Source organism: Streptomyces sp. NPDC026538 (assembly GCF_055567535.1).
The window spans coordinates 619,046-634,067 of the sequence record NZ_JBVHQG010000005.1 but is presented as its reverse complement, the minus strand read 5'-3'; the positions used below and the strand labels follow the sequence as shown (position 1 = coordinate 634,067).

The following is a 15,022-nucleotide window of genomic DNA, read 5'->3' as shown; positions in this document are numbered from 1 at the left end:
AGAGCAACCCATGTACTTCACCGACCGAGGCATCGAGGAACTGGAGAAGCGGCGCGGCGAGGAGGAGATCACCTTCGAGTGGCTCGCGGAACAGCTCCGCACCTTCGTCGACCTGAACCCCGACTTCGAGGTCCCGGTGGAGCGCCTGGCGACCTGGCTGGCCCGACTGGACGACGAGGACGAGGAGTAGGAGTAGGACGCCCCCTGCGAAGCAGCCCGCCAGGGGGCGCGGGAACCACGTGACCGGCCCCCACCGGCCCGTAGCGGGGGTGCGGCCCCGGGCCCTCGGCCGGCCGTCGTCAGTCCCGCGGAAACACCGTCTCGTACGACAGCTCCATCGCCCCGTGCGCCATCAGCACCGCCCCCACCGCGGCCCACGGCACACTGCGCCGGCGCATCCCCCACGCCACCGCCGGCAGCCCCACCGCCATCTCGGCCAGCGCCACCCTATGGGCTCTCGGCAGGCCGTCCCCGCCCGGCGGCGTACCTGTGCCGGACCCCGGAGGCCGGCAAAGGGCCCTGGATTCATCCGTCGACATGGACACACGGTAGGCAATTAATCCACTCATCGCCCGATATGTAACCACTCGAACCCTTCGAAGGGTCAACACGGAGCCCAACCGGTCACTCCGAAGAGCGCCTTGACTTCCGACAGCCACGATATATCGTGTTTATGGAAGACGCGATATGGCGCGAGCCGTGCACGCGCGTCTCGTACGCAGCCGCCATGCCCGGCCGAGGGAGGTCCGCACCATGTCCGAGTGGTCCGTCGCTGAGCCCAGGAAGCTCACCTTCGACACCCCCGTGAGCGATCTGCACGTGCGCATCGTCAACGGAACAGTCAACGTCGTGGGCACGGACGAGGGTTCCGCCCGCCTGGAAGTCTCCGAGATCGAGGGACCGCCCCTGATCGTCACGCACCACGGCGGCACCCTCACGGTGGCCTACGAGGACCTGCCCTGGAAGGGCTTCCTCAAGTGGCTCGACCGCAAGGGCTGGCGGCGCAGCGCCGTCGTCTCGCTCGCCGTCCCGGCGGAGACCCGCGTGGAGGTGGGCGTGGTCGGCGCCGTCGCGGTCGTCTCCGGGATCAGCGGCACGTCGGTGGTCAAGGGCGTCACCGGCGACACGACCCTGGTCGGCCTCGCCGGCCAGGTCCGGGCGGACACCGTCTCCGGGAACCTGGAGGCCCAGGCCGTCACCGGCGACCTGCGGTTCAACTCGGTCTCCGGAGACCTGACCGTCGTCGAGGGCTCGGGCTCCGCCGTGCGCGCGGACTCGGTCAGCGGCTCCATGATCATCGACCTGGACCCGGACGGCCCGACGGACGTCCGGCTGACCAGCGTCTCCGGCGAGATCGCCATCCGGCTGCCGCATCCGGCCGACGCCGAGGTCGAGGCCAACACCGCGAGCGGCACGATCTCCAACGCCTTCGACGGACTGCGGGTGCACGGCCAGTGGGGCGCCCACAAGATCACCGGCCGCCTCGGCGCGGGCACCGGCAAGCTCCGCGCCACCACGGTCTCCGGTTCCATCGCCCTGCTGCGCCGCCCGCCCAAGGAGGACGACGACGAGAAGACGGCCTGGGAGTCCGGCCCGACGCCCGGCCCCTCCGGACCGAGGGAACCCGTAGGTCCGACGGAACCCGTAGGGCCGACAGGACCTGTGGGCCCGACGGAACCCGTAGGGCCGACAGGACCCGTGGGTCCGACGGGACCCGCAGGGCCGACGGGCCTGTCCGCCCCGTCCGCACCCGCCTCGCCCCCCGCGCCCGCCTCCGGGTCCGAGACCGGGACCGGGACCGGGTCCGACAGGTCCGAGACCGGATCGGGGCCCGGGTCCGCAGACCCGGCCGACGGTACGACCGACAAGAAGGTGCTCTGAGATGCCTCCCGTCTTCGCCCACGGACGTCTCCGCCTCTACCTGCTCAAACTGCTGGACGAGGCCCCGCGCCACGGCTACGAGGTGATCCGGCTGCTCGAAGAACGCTTCCAGGGCCTGTACGCCCCGTCGGCGGGCACCGTCTACCCCCGCCTCGCCAAACTGGAGGCGGAGGGCCTGGTCACGCACACCACCGAGGGCGGCCGCAAGGTCTACGCCATCACCGACGCCGGTCGCGCCGAACTGGCGGATCGCGGCGGCGAGTTGGCCGACCTGGAGCTGGAGATCCGGGAGTCGGTGGCCGAACTGGCCGCCGAGATAAGGGCCGACGTCCGTGGCGCGGCCGGCGATCTGCGCCGCGAGGTGCGGGCGGCCGCCTCGGAGGCCCGGCGCGGCAGCGGGACGGGGGCCGCGGCCGGGGCCGGGGAGTTCGGCGACCTCGGTGACAAGGAGTCCTGGCGGGCCGCCAAGGAGGAGATGCGGCGTGCCAAGCAGGAGTGGAAGGAGCAGGCCCGCCGGGCCAAGGACGAGAGCCGCCGGGCCCGTGACGAGGCCCAGCGGGCGCGCCGGCAGGCCCAGGAGGCCCAGGCCCGGGCCCGCGCCCAGGCCCAGGAGGAGATGCAGCGCATCGCCCACCGGGTGCAGGAGCACGTCCAGGACCACTTCGCACGCGGTGACTGGCCGACGGGGGTCCGCGAGGGCCTGACCGAACTCGCCAAGGAGTTCGGGGAGTTCGGCAAGGACTACGGCAAGGGGTTCGGGAGGGAGTTCGGCAAGGACTTCGGCTTCGGCGGCCGTACCGAGCCGCAGCCCGGATCGGGCCCGGACCTCCGCAAGCCGGCGCCGGCCCAGCCCCGGACACCGGAGTACTCGGAGACCCCGGAGGACTTCCCGGCCCAGTACGTCCCCGAGTGGGCGCACGGCGACGAGACCGGCACCGGAGACCCGGCCCGCGACCTCGACCGGCTCCTGGACCGCTTCCGCGACGACATCCGGGACGCGGCCCGCGACCACGGAGTCAGCGCGGAGCAGCTCGCCGACACCCGTCGCCACCTGTCGGCGGCGGCGGCCCGCATCGGAGCGCTGCTGCGCGGCCCGAAGTCCTGAGGAAGGGGCGAGGGGAAGCGGGCCGCCCGTACACGGCCCAACCCGCTTCCCCTCCCGCCCGCTTCCCCCTCGCGCACGGCCTGGCCGCTCTCCCGCCCCTCAGGAGCCGGTCACGAGTTGGTCAGGACGATCTTCCCGAACTGGTCGCCGGACTCCAGCCGCTGGAAGCCCTCGCGGGCGCGGTCGAGCGGCAGCAGTTCGTCGATGACGGGACGTACTCCGGTGGCGGCGCAGAAGGCGAGCAGGTCCTCCAGCTCGTCCTTGGTCCCCATGGTCGAGCCCACGACCTTCAGTTCGAGGAAGAAGATCCGGGTCAGCTCGGCGTGCGAGGGCCGGTCGCCGCTGGTGGCGCCGGAGATGACGATCGTGCCGCCGGGGCGCAGCGACTTCACCGAGTGGGACCAGGTGGCGGCGCCGACGGTCTCGATCACGGCGTCCACCCGCTGCGGCAGCCGGGCTCCCGGTTCCACCGCCTCGACGGCGCCCAGTTCCAGGGCCCGCTTGCGCTTCGCCTCGTCCCGGCTGGTCGCGAAGACCCGCAGCCCCGCGGCCTTGCCGAGCACGATGGCGGCGGTGGCGACCCCGCCGCCCGCGCCCTGCACGAGGACCGAGTCACCGGGACGGACGCCCGCGTTGGTGAACAGCATCCGGTACGCCGTCAGCCAGGCGGTGGGCAGACAGGCGGCCTCCGCGAAGGACAGCTCCCTGGGCTTGGGCAGGAGGTTCCAGGTGGGTACGGCGACCTGCTCGGCGAAGGTGCCCTGGTAGCGCTCGGTGAGGATGGACCGGGGTTCGTTCGGCCCGACCCCGTGGCCGCTCTGCCCGATCACGGAGTGCAGGACGACCTCGTTGCCGTCCGCGTCGACGCCGGCGGCGTCACAGCCGAGGATCATCGGCAGCCGGTCCTCCGGGAGACCGACACCGCGCAGGGACCAGAGGTCGTGGTGGTTGAGGGAGGCGGCCCGGACATCGACGGTACTCCAGCCGGGACGGGCCCCGGGGGCGGGACGATCCCCCAACTCAAGGCCGGAGAGCGGCTGGTCGCGGTCGATTCGGGCGGCGTAGACGGCGAACATAGGGCCGACGATAGGTTCCCGGGGCCGAGGGCGAAACCGGGGGGTGCTGTGACACATCCCCTCTTGCGCGAGGCGCCCCGCGCAGGGGCACGGCCGCCGGCGTCCCGTGAGGGGCGCGGGGAACTGCGCGACCAGCCCCCACTCACCGGAACGGACGCAGCGCGTCCCGCCATCCCGTCCGGGGGTCCGGGGGCGGCGGCCTCCAGGGCAACGGTCACCACACCGGCACCCGAACGGGTGGGCGGCCAGGCAAAGAAATGGCCCCGCCCGGAAGGGCGGGGCCATTCGGGTTACCGCCGGGCAACACCTTCGGCCCGGGCAGCCGCGGCCACCGCCGCGGTCACCGCGGGGGCGACCCGCTCGTCGAACGGCGAGGGGATGACGTAGTCGGCGGCGAGATCGTCGCCGACGACCGACGCCAGCGCCTCCGCCGCCGCGATCTTCATCCCCTCCGTGATCCTGGAGGCCCGCACCTGGAGCGCGCCCGCGAAGATCCCGGGGAACGCCAGCACGTTGTTGATCTGGTTGGGGAAGTCCGACCGCCCGGTCGCGACGACCGCCGCGTACTTGTGGGCGACGTCGGGGTGCACCTCCGGGTTCGGGTTGGCCATGGCGAACACGAACGCGCCCTCGGCCATGGAGGCGACGGCCTCCTCCGGGACCGTACCGCCGGAGACGCCGATGAAGACGTCGGCGCCGGCCAGCGCGTCCTCCAGGGTGCCCTTGAGCCCGGCCTTGTTGGTGAACCCGGCCACCTCGCGCTTGACGGCGGTGAGGTCGTCACGGTCCGCCGAGATGATGCCCTTGCGGTCGGCCAGGGCGACGTCCCCGATGCCGGCCTCGACCAGCATCTTGGCGATCGCGACCCCGGCCGCGCCGGCGCCCGAGATCACCGCCCGCAGCTGGCCGATCTCCCGGCGGCTGAGCCGCGCCGCGTTCCGCAGCGCGGCCAGCGTCACGACGGCCGTGCCGTGCTGGTCGTCGTGGAAGACCGGGATGTCGACGCGTTCCTGGAGCTTGCGCTCGATCTCGAAGCACCTCGGTGCCGAGATGTCCTCCAGGTTGACCCCGCCGAAGGACGGGGCCAGCCGGACGACGGTCTCCACGATCTCGTCGACGTCGGTGCAGTCGAGGGCGATCGGGACCGCGTCCACGCCGCCGAACTGCTTGAAGAGGATCGCCTTGCCCTCCATCACGGGGAGGGAGGCCTCGGGGCCGATGTCCCCGAGTCCGAGCACGGCCGTACCGTCGGTGACGACGGCCACGACGGACGACTTCCATGTGTAGTCGTTGACCAGCTCGGGCTGTTCCGCGATCGCGGTGCACACGCGCGCGACTCCGGGCGTGTACGCGAGGGAAAGGTCGTCCTTGTCACGGATCGGCACGGTGGCCTGCACGGCCATCTTGCCGCCGCGGTGCAGCGCGAACGCCGGATCGAAGGAATCGAGGGGCTCGGCCCCACCGTCCTGGTCCGAATTGCCCGGCGTGCTGTCGCTGCGAGGATTGACGATCTCCGCTGCCACTTGTCTTACCCCTTAGGTATGCATGGTTGAGGGTCGGCCACTCCCGGTGAGGAAGTGGACGGGCACCGCGCAGGGCCCGATCACTGATACGTACGAGTGGCACGTACGAGCGCCTGCGCGACGGGCGCGCCGCACACGCGCCCTGGAGCCCCGGATGAGGGGTGTAAAGAACCTTCTTACCGGACGGACGGCGCCCACGACGAGTCGAATAGGCGCAAGGTCACATCACGGATGTCGTAGGTAACCGACAGATGAGCGGTCCGGGTGGCCGGCGGACGACCCCGGGGTGGGGCCCGGGATGAACCGGCGGTGAACCGAAGATCTTCCGGCCAGAAGGTCGGATTCCCGCAGATGTGCGGGGCGGCGAGTCAGGGAAGGCCCTGCCCGACGCGTCCCGGGGGTCACCCGTTATCCGATTTTGACATCGTGACACGCCTGAATGGGGCAATCCCAATGGCAGGATGCCGTAAACCCACGAGGTCGCGACACCCGATGGTGTGTGTTTCCGTCGACCCATCGGCATATCGACATATCAGGCACATCGGTATATCGGCTTGTTCAACCCACCGCCGGAGGAAACCACCATGATCGCAAGCTCCACCCGTCGTACCACTGTCGCGCGCTCCAGGACCGCAGCGTTCGGTGCGATCGCGGTCGCGGGCGCCCTGATCCTCACCGGCTGCGGTGACCAGACGGACAAGGGCAGCGACACCGGCTCCTCCTCGTCCTCGGCCCCGCTGGCGAGCAAGCTGCCGGACGACATCCGCAAGGCCGGTGTGATCAAGGTGGGCTCGGACATCGCCTACCCGCCGGTCGAGTACATGGAGAACGGCAAGGCCGTCGGTGTCGACCCGGACATCGCGGACGCGCTGGGCAAGCAGCTGGGCGTGCGGTTCGACTTCCAGAACGGCAAGTTCGCCCAGCTCATCGTGGGTCTGCAGTCCAAGCGGTTCGACATGGTGATGTCGGCGATGAACGACACCAAGGACCGCCAGAACGGCATCGACTCCGACACCGGCAAGAAGGTCGGCAACGGCGTCGACTTCGTCGACTACTTCACCGCCGGTACCTCGATCCTCGTCCAGAAGGGCAACCCGAAGGGCATCAAGTCCCTCGACGACCTGTGCGGCAAGGTCGTCGCCCTGCAGCAGGGCACCACCTCCGAGGGCATCGCCAAGGCGCAGAGCACGAAGTGTACGAAGGACGGCAAGAAGGCCATCACCCTGCAGACCTTCGACACCGACCCCGAGGCGCTGCTCCGGCTGAAGCAGGGTGCGTCCGTCGCCGACCTGAACGACTTCCCGGTCGCGGCCTACAACGCCAAGACCTCGGGTGGCGGCAAGGACTTCGAGGTCGTCGGCGACCAGATCGAGGCCGGCCCCTACGGCATCGCCGTCACCAAGGAGAACACCCAGCTGCGTGACGCCCTCCAGGCCGCCCTCGCCGCGATCATCAAGAACGGCGACTACCAGAAGATCCTGGCGAAGTGGAACGTCACGCAGGGCGCGGTCACCGAGGCGAAGACCAACGGCGGCTCCTGAGCACCCCGGGCAAGACTGAAGGGCTGTCACTGTGACTGACACGGCCGACAAGACTCCGGCGCCAGCGGTGCCGCCGGAGCAGATCAAGGCCATCCCGGTACGCCACTACGGCCGCTGGGTGGCCGGCGCCGCCGTCATCGCCGTCCTGGTGCTGATCGGTATCGCCTTCTCCAACGCGAACATCAACTACAGCATCATCCCGGACTACCTCACGGACGGCACCATCCTGTCCGGCGTCTGGCACACGCTGTACATCTCGGTGCTCGCGATGGTCCTGGGCCTGGTCCTCGGCATCATCCTCGCGGTGATGCGGATGTCCTCGAACCCGGTCACCAGCACCGTGGGCTGGCTGTACGTCTGGTTCTTCCGCGGTACTCCGGTGCTGGTGCAGCTGCTGCTCTGGTACAACCTGTCCCTCGTGTTCCCCATCCTCAACCTGGGGTTCTACAAGGACGAGATGAACCAGGTCATGACGCCGTTCCTGGCGGCGCTGCTGGGTCTCGGCCTCAACGAGGCCGCGTACATGTCCGAGATCGTCCGGGCCGGCATCCAGTCGGTCGACGAGGGCCAGACCGAGGCCTCGCACGCGCTGGGCATGACCAGCGGCCAGACGCTGCGCCGGGTGATCCTGCCGCAGGCGATGCGGGTGATCGTGCCGCCGACCGGCAACGAGTTCATCAACATGCTCAAGACCTCGTCGCTGGCGTACGCGGTGCAGTTCAACGAACTGATCAAGCGCGCCCAGGACATCTCCAGCACCTCGCTGGCGGTCGTGGAGATGTACTTCGTCGCGTCGATCTGGTACCTGATCCTCACCAGCGTCTTCAGCGTCGGCCAGTACTACCTGGAGCGCCGTTACGCCCGCGGTTCGACGCGCAACCTGCCGCCGACGCCGTTCCAGCGTCTGCGGAAGAACCTCCGCCTGTTCGGTTCCTTCCGCCGCCCGGAGGTGGCCCGATGACCGGTCTCGCCAAGGACATCACCCCGCCGAGCAGCGGCGCGCCGATGGTCAAGGCCGAGGGCGTGCACAAGTCGTTCGGGCTGGCGCACATCCTCAAGGGCATCGACCTGGAGGTGCTGCCGCGCGAGGTGTTCTGCCTGATCGGCCCGTCCGGTTCCGGCAAGAGCACGTTCCTGCGGTGCATCAACCATCTGGAGAAGATCAGCGCCGGCCGGCTGTACGTCGACGGGCACCTGGTCGGCTACCGCCAGCACGGCGACAAGCTCTACGAGCTGAAGGAGAAGGAGGTCGCGGCGCAGCGACGGGACATCGGCATGGTGTTCCAGCGCTTCAACCTCTTCCCGCACATGACGGCCCTGGAGAACGTCATGGAGGCGCCGGTCCAGGTCAAGCGCGAGTCCAGGGCGGTGGCCCGGGAGCGCGCGGAGCGACTCCTCGACCGGGTGGGCCTCGGCGACCGCAAGGGCCACTACCCGGCGCAGCTCTCCGGCGGCCAGCAGCAGCGGGTGGCGATCGCCCGCGCGCTCGCCATGCAGCCGAAGCTGATGCTCTTCGACGAGCCGACCTCCGCGCTCGACCCGGAGCTGGTCGGCGAGGTCCTGGACGTGATGCGGGACCTGGCCGAGGACGGCATGACGATGATCGTCGTCACCCACGAGATGGGCTTCGCCCGCGAGGTCGGCGACAGCCTGGTCTTCATGGACGACGGCGTGGTGGTCGAGTCCGGCCACCCGCGCGACGTCCTGACCAACCCCCAGCACGACCGCACGAAGTCGTTCCTGTCGAAGGTGCTGTAGCGCGGGTACCGCGGTTCCGTCGCGGCACGACGCGAAACAGCGGTGCGACGCGAAGGCGCGGTACGAGGCGAAGGCGCGATGCGACCCGGAAGGGGCGGTACGAGGATGCTCGTACCGCCCCTTCGGCGTTTACCTGACCGCGAGCAGCAGCGTGTCCGACGGCGAGCACCACACCGCCCGGGCCTCGCCGAAGCCCTTCTCCCGCAGCACGCGTGCGTGCCAGGCCGCGGGGGGCATCTCGCCCTCCGCGTGCTCGCCGTAGATCTCGAACCGACGGGCCGTCGGCCCGGCCAGTACCGGGTCCTGCGCGGCCAGCTGCCACCACTCGGCCCAGTCGAGCGCTCCCGATTCCTTGGCCTGGTCCATACGGCGATGCCGCTGCGCCCGTTCCGCCGCGTTGATCCGGGGCGTGCTGTCGTCGATCATGTGGTCCGCGTTCATGAAGACACCGCCGTCGCGGACGAGTTCCGCGACCTGACCGTAGAGAGCCGCGAGGGGTTCGCTGTGCAGCCAGTGCAGGGCCGTGGCGGTCAGGACGGCGTCGTACGAGTCGTACGGCAGCCTCGCGGTCCACTCGGGGTCCTTGAGGTCGGCGGTGACGAACGTGGCCCGCTCGTCGCCCGCGAAGGTGCCCTCGGCGATGGCGAGGAGGGCCGGGTCGAGGTCGACTCCGACGCTCACCGCCGCCGGGAAGCGGTCGAGCAGCCGGGCGGTGATGCTGCCGGTGCCGCACGCGAGGTCGAGGATCCGCGGGGCCGTACCGACGAGCGCCTCGACCATGTCGAGCATGATCCGGAACCGTTCCTCGCGGTCCGGCATGTACCACTCCTGCTGCCGGTCCCAGCTCTCCTGCCAGGCCCGCCAGTCGGCCCCGGTCGTGGTCGTCTGCGCGTCCGTCATGGCAACCCTCCGCCGTACGAGTCCCGTAATACCCTGGAAGCACGACCGGCTGTTACCCGACCGCACCACTGACCGTAGAACACCCCCGTAAGGACTACAAGTGGAACTGGCCTATTACTCGGACTACGCCGTCCGACTCGTCAACAGCGAGGAACCGGCCCGGGGCAAGGACTCCCTGACCTCGGTCGAGGCCGTCCGCGCCCTCTTCGGGGTCAACGCGTCGGCGGCCCGCCGCACCACCGACGCCGACGTCACCCGCTTCCGCTCGGTACGGGCCCGGCTGCGCGCGGTCTTCGAGGCGGCCGACAAGGGCGACGAGACGCTGGCCGTGGACCTGCTGAACTCACTGCTGCTCGAATTCCCGGTGTCACCGCAGATCTCCGGCCACGACCACCGGGACGAGGACGACCGCCCGCTGTGGCACATGCACCTGGCCGACCACCCCTCCAACGCCACCGCGGGCTATGCGGCGATCGCGGCGATGGGCCTGGCCTTCCACCTCACCGAGTACGGCGTCGACCGGCTCGGCCTGTGCGAGGCGACGCCGTGCCGCAACGCCTATCTCGACACCTCCACCAACCGCTCCCGGCGCTACTGCTCGGACCGCTGCGCGACCCGCGCCAACGTGGCCGCCTACCGGGCCCGCAAACGCCTGGAGGCGGACCGGCCCGACCTGGCCGAGCGGTCGGCGAGCACCGGGCGGGCCGCCGAGAGCGCCCAGCGCGCCAGCGCCAGCGGCGAGCGCTGACCGGCCCTGGGCGGCCGCCAGCGGAACAGGGCGCGGCCGAGGATCAGTTCCTCCGGCACGGCCCCGTAGTCCGTGCTGTCCCCGCCCGCGTACGCGTTGTCCCCGAGCACCCACCAGCCGCCCTCGCGCAGCTCCACGGCCCGCTTGACGACCAGCAGGTCCTGCTGGAAAGGATGGCGCAGGACGACGACGTCACCGGCCCTCACCCGGGTCCCATAGCGCACCAGGAGCTGATCCCCCTGGTACAGCGTGGGCACCATCGACGGGCCGGTCACCTCGGCCAGCCCGAAGAGCGCGGCGCCCCTCCCCCGCTCGGTCTCCTGCGACAGCTCCGGCATCGCCGGCACCTCCCCGGTCCGTTCCTCCACCAGTCTCAGTCTGACCCTGGACTTTTGTCCTAAGCCCATGGGGGCACTCGCGAAATCAGGCTTCCCAGGGAGTAATGTCCCACCTGAGAAGACGATCACGAGGAAGGAATGCTCCATGCTTTCCCGCCTGTTTGCCCCCAAGGTCAAGGTCAGCGCGCACTGCGACCTGCCCTGCGGTGTGTACGACCCGGCCCAGGCCCGCATCGAGGCGGAGTCGGTGAAGGCCGTGCAGGAGAAGATGGCCGCCAACGACGACCCGCACTTCCAGGCTCGCGCCACCGTCATCAAGGAGCAGCGCGCCGAGCTTGCCAAGCACCACGTGTCGGTGCTCTGGAGTGACTACTTCAAGCCCCCGCACTTCGAGAAGTACCCGCAGCTGCACGTCCTGGTCAACGACACCCTGAAGGCCCTGTCCGCCGCCAAGGCGTCCACGGACCCGAAGACCGGCGAGAAGGCCCTGGAGCTCATCGCCGAGATCGACAAGATCTTCTGGGAGACCAAGAAGGCCTGACCTTCCCGGTCCACCAGCCCGCACCCGGCCCGCAGGCCGCCACCCACGGCGGCCGAGGCGGCCGGGTGCGGTCGTCTTTCCCCGGCCCGGCCCATGAGGCGGCGGCCGGGCCCGGGTTCAGATCATGCGGAAGATCCCCGGGCCCTGCGCCGAGCCGTGGTCATTCGGTTTCACGAGCAAAGAGCCCGGCCGGGGAACCGGCCGGGCTCTTCGAGGTCGGGGCCAGGGCCTGTCTGACAATGCCCGTCTGCCTCGCGACGCCATGCGGGCGACGACGGGAATGGTCAGACCGGCCCTAGTGGTGGTCGTCCTCGCCGGCCTCCAGGAGGCCCGCCGCCGCACCCACGATCCGCGGGTCCGGGCTGCCGACGACCTCCTCGTCCTTGTTGGCGTAGTCGAAACGGGCCAGAACGCTGCGCATGGCCTCGACACGGGCCCGCTTCTTGTCGTTGCTCTTGACCACCGTCCAGGGGGCGTACTCGGTGTCCGTCTCCCGGAACATCGCGACCTTCGCGGCCGTGTAGTCGTCCCAGCGGTCCAGCGAGGCCAGGTCCATCGGGCTGAGCTTCCACTGCCGTACCGGGTCGACCTGGCGGATGGTGAAGCGGGTCCGCTGCTCGCTCTGCGAGACCGAGAACCAGAACTTCACCAGGTCCACCCCGTCGTCCACCAGCATCCGCTCGAACAGCGGGGCCTGCCGCATGAAGCGCCGGTACTCGTCGTCCGAGCAGAAGCCCATGACCCGCTCGACGCCGGCCCGGTTGTACCAGGACCGGTCGAAGAGGACGATCTCACCGGCCGTCGGGAGGTGTTCGACGTAGCGCTGGAAGTACCACTGGCCGCTCTCGCGCTCGGTGGGCTTCTCCAGCGCCACCACCCGCGCGCCACGGGGGTTCAGGTGCTCCGTGAAGCGCTTGATGGTGCCGCCCTTGCCGGCCGCGTCCCGGCCCTCGAAGACGATGACTATCCGGCGCCCGGTCTCCTTGATCCAGGTCTGCAGCTTCAGCAGCTCGATCTGCTGGAGCCGCTTGTGCCACTCGTACTCCTTGCGCTCCATGCGCTGCGGATACGGGTAGTTCTCCCGCCAGGTGTCGATCGGGGATCCGTCCGGGCGGATGAGTACGGGGTCGTCCGGGTCGCTGTAGTCGACCTTCAGGTCGGCCAGGTCGGACAGCAGGTCCGGCGTCGTCATCCAGTCCTCCTCAGCGGCTTGTGGGTCGGTGGATCAGTGGAACTGCGGCACGATCAGGTAGATGCCGTACGCCACCACCGCCGCGCAGGCGAGGAAGCACAGCCCCGCCTGGGCGGCGCCCACGGCGCTGGTGCCGCCCTGCTCCTTGGCCCCCTCGCGGCGGGCGAGCCCGAGGACGCCGAGGGAGAAGACAACCACCACTGCGAATGTAACTCCGATGCTCACGGCGGTGACCTCGCCGAGTGCGGTCCAGTCGATGCTCATGGGAACTCCCTCACTCAGGCGGCGGTGCCCACGTGCGACGGGGGCGTGGTGCGGATGGCGACCTCGTGGCCGTCGTTGACGTTCTTCGCGTCGATCGGGTTGCGACGCGACAGCAGGACGATGCCCGCCGCCAGCGCGGCGCCGACCAGCGCGACCACGACCGTGCCGAAGTTGCCGCCGTGCTTGACCGCGGCCGCGGAGATGCCGCCGACCAGCGCGGCGCAGGGCAGGGTGATCACCCAGGCGGCCACCATGCGCCCGGCGATGCCCCAGCGGACCTCCGCGAGCCGCCGGCCGAGGCCCGCGCCGAGGATGGAACCGGAGGCGACCTGCGTGGTGGACAGGGCGAAGCCCATGTGGGCGGAGGTCAGGATGACGGCCGTGGAGGCGGTCTCGGCCGCGAAACCCTGCGGGGACTGAATCTCGGTCAGGCCCTTGCCCATGGTGCGGATGATCCGCCAGCCGCCGATGTAGGTGCCGAGGGCGATGGCGAGACCGGCGGTGAAGATGACCCAGACCGGCGGGCCGGCGTCGCCGGGGAGCGCGCCGACGGAGATCAGGGTCAGGGTGATGATGCCCATGGTCTTCTGGGCGTCGTTGGTGCCGTGCGCGAGCGAGACCAGTGAGGCCGAGCCGATCTGCCCGAGCCGGAAGCCCCTGGTCACGGAGTCCGCGCGGCCGCGGGCGGTGAGCTTGTAGGCGCAGTACGTCGCGATCAGCGCGGCGACGCCCGCCACCACCGGCGAGGCGAACGCCGGGATGATGATCTTCTCGAGGACCTTGCTGAAGTTGACCGCGCCGGAGCCCGCGCCGACCCACACGGCGCCGATCAGCCCGCCGAACAGGGCGTGCGAGGAGCTGGAGGGCAGTCCGACCAGCCAGGTCAGGAGATTCCAGAGGATCGCACCCACCAGCCCCGCGAAGATCATCGCGGGGGTCACCTTGGCGTCGTTCACAATGCCGCCGGAGATCGTCTTGGCGACCTCGGTCGAGAGGAAGGCTCCGACCAGGTTCAGCACTCCGCTGATCAGAACGGCCGTCTTCGGTTTGAGAGCACCCGTCGCGATGGACGTGGCCATCGCGTTCGCCGTGTCGTGGAACCCGTTGGTGAAGTCGAAAGCAAGTGCAGTGACGATCACGACCGCCACGAGGAACGTGATGTGGTCCATTCCTATATGCAAACAAGCGCGAGCCAATTGCGCGAGAACCGGAGGGAAACGAAGGTACAAGAACAGATCCGGTCCGAGTGCGCGATGTGCATGCCATGCTGAGGCCATGACCCTGGAGGACCTGAGGCGGCTGCGCCGAACGCGCGACCGCATGGACCGCGAGTACGCCGAGCCGCTCGACATGACCGAGCTCGCGCGCACGGCCCTCATGTCGCCGGGGCACTTCCAGCGCAGCTTCCGCAAGGCCTTCGGGGAGACGCCGTACAGCTACCTCATGACCCGGCGCGTCGAACGGGCCAAGGCGCTCCTGCGGCGCGGCGACCTCACCGTGACGGAGGTGTGCATGGCCGTCGGCTGTACCTCGCTCGGATCCTTCAGCTCACGGTTCACCGAGCTGGTCGGGGAGACGCCGAGCGCGTACCGGGCGCGAGACCACGAGGAGAGCACGGTGATCCCGTCCTGCGTGGCCCGTACGTTCACCCGGCCCCGTCGCCGCCCGTACTGACCGGATCACTTTCCGCTGCCCCGGCCCTACACTGGCCGCCGAGGTCAACACCGTTGCCCGACAAGGTCTGTGCACGCATCGGGCAGGGTCCGCGCATGCATCGGGGGGATCCGTGGCAACTGCAATCATCTCCGTCCTCAGCCCTGCCCCGGTCGCGGACGCCGAGTCCCTGACCGACTGGCTCAGAGGCGAGCCGGCGCTCGCCGGCAAGGTCCGGCTGACCGGGGGCGGCCCGGCCGAGGGGCAGCTGGGCGTCCCCCTCGACACGGTGTCCGTACTGCTGGGCGCGGGCGGCCCGCTCACCCTGCTCGCCTCCTGCCTGCGCGCCTGGATCACCCAACCGCGCCGCAGCGACGTGAAACTGAGCGTCCGGCACGAGCACGGCCCGGCCGTCGAGATCGACGCCAGGCGGGTCAGCCGCGAGGACGTGGCGGAGATCCTGCGGCAGGCCCTGGAGGAGCGGCCGGAACAGGGCGCGTGA

The 15,022-nt window shown here is 70.1% G+C and carries 18 protein-coding genes; 10 read left to right on the top strand and 8 right to left on the bottom strand.

Going from position 1 to position 15,022, the window contains the following annotated elements; translation table 11 throughout:
• Positions 1-10: 10 nt before the first annotated feature.
• Positions 11-190 (top strand): DUF6104 family protein, encoded by a 180-nt coding sequence (locus ACZ4N4_RS23375; RefSeq protein ID WP_152776632.1) that lies wholly within the window; start codon positions 11-13, stop codon positions 188-190.
• 109 nt (positions 191-299) lie between these two features.
• Here the strand turns inward: ACZ4N4_RS23375 and ACZ4N4_RS23370 are convergent, their stop codons facing one another.
• Complete coding sequence (locus tag ACZ4N4_RS23370; RefSeq protein ID WP_467591671.1) at positions 300-431, bottom strand: hypothetical protein; 132 nt, start codon at positions 429-431, stop codon at positions 300-302.
• A 322-nt stretch (positions 432-753) separates the two neighbouring features.
• Here ACZ4N4_RS23370 and ACZ4N4_RS23365 point away from each other — a divergent pair, with 322 nt between their 5' ends.
• Both ACZ4N4_RS23365 and ACZ4N4_RS23360 read left to right on the top strand, forming a co-directional pair.
• The gene (locus ACZ4N4_RS23365) at positions 754-1,881 is read left to right on the top strand and encodes a DUF4097 family beta strand repeat-containing protein (protein WP_467591668.1); all 1,128 of its coding nucleotides are present in this window, start codon (positions 754-756) and stop codon (positions 1,879-1,881) included.
• Position 1,882: 1 nt separating this feature from the next.
• Positions 1,883-2,986 (top strand): PadR family transcriptional regulator, encoded by a 1,104-nt coding sequence (locus ACZ4N4_RS23360; RefSeq protein WP_467591665.1) that lies wholly within the window; start codon positions 1,883-1,885, stop codon positions 2,984-2,986.
• A gap of 110 nt (positions 2,987-3,096) precedes the next feature.
• Here ACZ4N4_RS23360 and ACZ4N4_RS23355 read toward each other — a convergent pair whose 3' ends face one another.
• Positions 3,097-4,062, bottom strand: a complete 966-nt coding sequence (locus ACZ4N4_RS23355) for a zinc-binding dehydrogenase (protein WP_453580330.1) — start codon at positions 4,060-4,062, stop codon at positions 3,097-3,099.
• 290 nt (positions 4,063-4,352) lie between these two features.
• Positions 4,353-5,585: an NAD(P)-dependent malic enzyme gene (locus tag ACZ4N4_RS23350; protein WP_351705051.1), complete on the bottom strand. Its 1,233-nt coding sequence runs from the start codon at positions 5,583-5,585 to the stop codon at positions 4,353-4,355.
• Between the two features lie 584 nt (positions 5,586-6,169).
• Between ACZ4N4_RS23350 and ACZ4N4_RS23345 the strand changes: the two genes are divergently transcribed.
• Genes ACZ4N4_RS23345 through ACZ4N4_RS23335 form a run of 3 tightly spaced genes read left to right on the top strand, consistent with a single transcriptional unit; the run spans position 6,170 to position 8,884 of the window.
• Positions 6,170-7,126, top strand: a complete 957-nt coding sequence (locus ACZ4N4_RS23345) for an ABC transporter substrate-binding protein (RefSeq protein WP_467591661.1) — start codon at positions 6,170-6,172, stop codon at positions 7,124-7,126.
• 31 nt (positions 7,127-7,157) lie between these two features.
• Positions 7,158-8,087 (top strand): amino acid ABC transporter permease, encoded by a 930-nt coding sequence (locus ACZ4N4_RS23340; RefSeq protein ID WP_453580323.1) that lies wholly within the window; start codon positions 7,158-7,160, stop codon positions 8,085-8,087.
• Positions 8,084-8,884 carry an amino acid ABC transporter ATP-binding protein gene (locus ACZ4N4_RS23335; protein WP_358919137.1) on the top strand — a complete coding sequence of 267 codons (801 nt, stop codon included), beginning with the start codon at positions 8,084-8,086 and terminating at the stop codon, positions 8,882-8,884. Before ACZ4N4_RS23340 ends, ACZ4N4_RS23335 begins: the two co-directional genes overlap by 4 nt.
• Before the next feature lie 129 nt (positions 8,885-9,013).
• Here the strand turns inward: ACZ4N4_RS23335 and ACZ4N4_RS23330 are convergent, their stop codons facing one another.
• Positions 9,014-9,784, bottom strand: coding sequence for a class I SAM-dependent methyltransferase (locus ACZ4N4_RS23330; protein WP_453580320.1), 771 nt, complete (start codon positions 9,782-9,784; stop codon positions 9,014-9,016).
• Positions 9,785-9,884: 100 nt separating this feature from the next.
• Between ACZ4N4_RS23330 and ACZ4N4_RS23325 the strand changes: the two genes are divergently transcribed.
• Positions 9,885-10,532 (top strand): CGNR zinc finger domain-containing protein, encoded by a 648-nt coding sequence (locus tag ACZ4N4_RS23325; protein ID WP_467591657.1) that lies wholly within the window; start codon positions 9,885-9,887, stop codon positions 10,530-10,532.
• Here the strand turns inward: ACZ4N4_RS23325 and sodX are convergent.
• Positions 10,418-10,870 carry a nickel-type superoxide dismutase maturation protease gene (sodX, locus tag ACZ4N4_RS23320; RefSeq protein WP_453580357.1) on the bottom strand — a complete coding sequence of 151 codons (453 nt, stop codon included), beginning with the start codon at positions 10,868-10,870 and terminating at the stop codon, positions 10,418-10,420. The two genes, ACZ4N4_RS23325 and sodX, sit on opposite strands and share 115 nt — an antisense overlap.
• A 145-nt stretch (positions 10,871-11,015) precedes the next feature.
• Here sodX and sodN point away from each other — a divergent pair, with 145 nt between their 5' ends.
• On the top strand, positions 11,016-11,411 hold the full coding sequence (gene sodN, locus ACZ4N4_RS23315) for a superoxide dismutase, Ni (protein WP_055634112.1): 396 nt from the start codon (positions 11,016-11,018) through the stop codon (positions 11,409-11,411).
• Positions 11,412-11,706: 295 nt separating this feature from the next.
• Here the strand turns inward: sodN and ppk2 are convergent, their stop codons facing one another.
• From ppk2 to ACZ4N4_RS23300, 3 genes are read right to left on the bottom strand one after another with little or no spacing between them, the layout of a single operon-like run.
• Positions 11,707-12,603, bottom strand: a complete 897-nt coding sequence (gene ppk2 / locus ACZ4N4_RS23310) for a polyphosphate kinase 2 (protein WP_360477053.1) — start codon at positions 12,601-12,603, stop codon at positions 11,707-11,709.
• Positions 12,604-12,636: 33 nt separating this feature from the next.
• Positions 12,637-12,867: a hypothetical protein gene (locus tag ACZ4N4_RS23305; RefSeq protein WP_467591654.1), complete on the bottom strand. Its 231-nt coding sequence runs from the start codon at positions 12,865-12,867 to the stop codon at positions 12,637-12,639.
• Between the two features lie 14 nt (positions 12,868-12,881).
• On the bottom strand, positions 12,882-14,036 hold the full coding sequence (locus tag ACZ4N4_RS23300) for an inorganic phosphate transporter (RefSeq protein ID WP_453571025.1): 1,155 nt from the start codon (positions 14,034-14,036) through the stop codon (positions 12,882-12,884).
• Positions 14,037-14,142: 106 nt separating this feature from the next.
• Between ACZ4N4_RS23300 and ACZ4N4_RS23295 the strand changes: the two genes are divergently transcribed.
• Together ACZ4N4_RS23295 and ACZ4N4_RS23290 are read left to right on the top strand one after the other, a co-directional pair.
• On the top strand, positions 14,143-14,541 hold the full coding sequence (locus ACZ4N4_RS23295; RefSeq protein WP_453380349.1) for a helix-turn-helix transcriptional regulator: 399 nt from the start codon (positions 14,143-14,145) through the stop codon (positions 14,539-14,541).
• 112 nt (positions 14,542-14,653) lie between these two features.
• Positions 14,654-15,022, top strand: a complete 369-nt coding sequence (locus ACZ4N4_RS23290) for an effector-associated constant component EACC1 (RefSeq protein ID WP_467591650.1) — start codon at positions 14,654-14,656, stop codon at positions 15,020-15,022.

Excerpts from the sequence above, each read along its gene's own strand:
- ACZ4N4_RS23375 (WP_152776632.1), top strand. The coding sequence starts at position 11 with ATGTACTTCACCGACCGAGGCATCGAGGAACTGGAGAAGCGGCGCGGC.
- ACZ4N4_RS23370 (WP_467591671.1), bottom strand. The coding sequence starts at position 431 with ATGGCGGTGGGGCTGCCGGCGGTGGCGTGGGGGATGCGCCGGCGCAGT.
- ACZ4N4_RS23365 (WP_467591668.1), top strand. The coding sequence starts at position 754 with ATGTCCGAGTGGTCCGTCGCTGAGCCCAGGAAGCTCACCTTCGACACC.
- ACZ4N4_RS23360 (WP_467591665.1), top strand. The coding sequence starts at position 1,883 with ATGCCTCCCGTCTTCGCCCACGGACGTCTCCGCCTCTACCTGCTCAAA.
- ACZ4N4_RS23355 (WP_453580330.1), bottom strand. The coding sequence starts at position 4,062 with ATGTTCGCCGTCTACGCCGCCCGAATCGACCGCGACCAGCCGCTCTCC.
- ACZ4N4_RS23345 (WP_467591661.1), top strand. The coding sequence starts at position 6,170 with ATGATCGCAAGCTCCACCCGTCGTACCACTGTCGCGCGCTCCAGGACC.
- ACZ4N4_RS23335 (WP_358919137.1), top strand. The coding sequence starts at position 8,084 with ATGACCGGTCTCGCCAAGGACATCACCCCGCCGAGCAGCGGCGCGCCG.
- ACZ4N4_RS23330 (WP_453580320.1), bottom strand. The coding sequence starts at position 9,784 with ATGACGGACGCGCAGACGACCACGACCGGGGCCGACTGGCGGGCCTGG.
- sodX (WP_453580357.1), bottom strand. The coding sequence starts at position 10,870 with ATGCCGGAGCTGTCGCAGGAGACCGAGCGGGGGAGGGGCGCCGCGCTC.
- sodN (WP_055634112.1), top strand. The coding sequence starts at position 11,016 with ATGCTTTCCCGCCTGTTTGCCCCCAAGGTCAAGGTCAGCGCGCACTGC.
- ppk2 (WP_360477053.1), bottom strand. The coding sequence starts at position 12,603 with ATGACGACGCCGGACCTGCTGTCCGACCTGGCCGACCTGAAGGTCGAC.
- ACZ4N4_RS23305 (WP_467591654.1), bottom strand. The coding sequence starts at position 12,867 with ATGAGCATCGACTGGACCGCACTCGGCGAGGTCACCGCCGTGAGCATC.
- ACZ4N4_RS23300 (WP_453571025.1), bottom strand. The coding sequence starts at position 14,036 with ATGGACCACATCACGTTCCTCGTGGCGGTCGTGATCGTCACTGCACTT.
- ACZ4N4_RS23295 (WP_453380349.1), top strand. The coding sequence starts at position 14,143 with ATGACCCTGGAGGACCTGAGGCGGCTGCGCCGAACGCGCGACCGCATG.